The 1,610-nt window shown below is 71.7% G+C and carries 1 protein-coding gene; it reads right to left on the bottom strand.

Features of this window, described 5'->3' with window-relative positions; genetic code table 11:
* Window positions 1-1,347 (bottom strand): IS110 family transposase (locus QEZ54_RS36170; RefSeq protein WP_281309300.1); only part of this gene is annotated, 1,347 nt, incomplete at its 3' end.
* Between the last annotated feature and the right edge of the window lie 263 nt (window positions 1,348-1,610).

Here is a 1,610-nt window from a genome sequence, read left to right as displayed (position 1 = left end):
TCGCGCGTCTGACCTGGCATGTCCCGCGTGGACTTGCTGAGGGGCCTTCCCCACCTGCGTCTTTCGGGATCGGCGGCGTGCTCTGACGTCGGCCGGGACGGTCCACCGTTCGGCGATGATCTTCTTGGCCTCGGCGGGGGTGACCGGGGTGCCGTCGGTGTCGCAGATGACGTAGGGCATGCGCCGGTGCAGGACGGTCCAGGTCCGCTCGGCCAGCCGGGCCGCGACGACGCAGAGGGCTTTGAGGTGGTCGGCGCCGCGTTCGACCATCTGGGTGTAGTAGACCTTTGCCAGCTGGGGATCTTGTTTGCGGGCGTGGTCGGCGGCGCGGACGAGGGTGACACGGGCCAGTCTGGATCCGGCTTTGGACATGGGCTGGCCTTTGCGGTCGGTGTTTCCGGTCTCCGAGGCGCGTGGGGCCAGGCCGAGGTAGGACTTGAAGTGCGCGCCGGTGGGAAACCGGGTCGCGTCGCCGGCGACGGCGGTCAGTGCCGGTGCGCCGACCTCGCCCAGGCCGGGCAGGCTGCGGGCGTGGCGGCCGGGGTCGGCCCACCGGTAGGCGTCCTCGCGTGCGGTGGCGTGTTCGGCCAGCTCGGCTTCGACGGCGCGCAGCAGCCTGACCTCGGTGACTACTTCGGCGGCCAGGTCGGTGTAGGCCATGGCCGGGTGGTCGCCGTAGAGCTGGACGGCTGCTGTCGCGGCGGTGATCCATCGCTGGGCACGGATCGCGCCTTGATGGTTGCGGGACACGTCGGTGATCAGCGCGGTGAGCGCGTCGGGACCCGCGGCCAGCAACAGGCGCGGGTCGGCGAAGCGTTCGAGGACGGCCAGGTCGGCCTGGCCGAGGTCACCGGTCAGCGGCGTGTCGGGCATCAGCTGCCGGACCAGGTCCTTGATCCTCACCTTGTGCTCGGCCGCAGTCCTGGTCAGCCGGTCGCACGCCCGCACCCGCCGGTCGAGTGCGGCCTGCTCCGCGCCGGGCAGCCGCAGCGGCCGCAGCCCGCGCGGGTCGATCAGCGGCAGCCGGGCCAGGGTGTCGGCGTCGATGCCGTTGGACTTGGCATGCCGGGACAGGAACCGGCGCAGGTCGGCGGCTTTCGCGCTGGACACCCGGAACACCAGGTGCCCACGGGCGGTGAACCACACCGCCACCGGCAGCCACGCCGGACCCGTCGGCTCGATCACCACCTCCAGCCGGGTTCCCCCCGCCGCGCCGGCCAGCGCCGCCTGCTCGATCGCGGCCAGGCTGTCCACCGTCGGCACGCAGCGGCGCCGGCACACCTCCCGGCCTGCACCGTCGAGCACCCGCACCGTGTGCGCCGAAGCGATACCCAGATCGATTCCCATCAGCCGCCGGTCCATACCAGCCCCTTCCCGCATCCGCCTGCCGGACAGTCCGGCAGGCCGCACGGGCGGCGACACGATCGACCACGGTCCCAAGGAGGCGAGCGTCCTGACGACGGCTCCCACTCATGTGCTGCAACCAGGCCCGACCTCGCAGGGTCGGCCTACTTCCCTCATCCGGGGCATCCGTGGCCAGGCCAGCGATGGCAATCAGAGGCACGAGGCTTCATCCTCAGACCCACTTTCAACGCCACCCACCGGACCAG

This window comes from Catellatospora sp. KI3, from assembly GCF_029948125.1.
Lineage (GTDB): Bacteria > Actinomycetota > Actinomycetes > Mycobacteriales > Micromonosporaceae > Catellatospora.
Note: the sequence above shows the minus strand (reverse complement) of the source record. Positions and strands in the feature narration are given on the sequence as shown.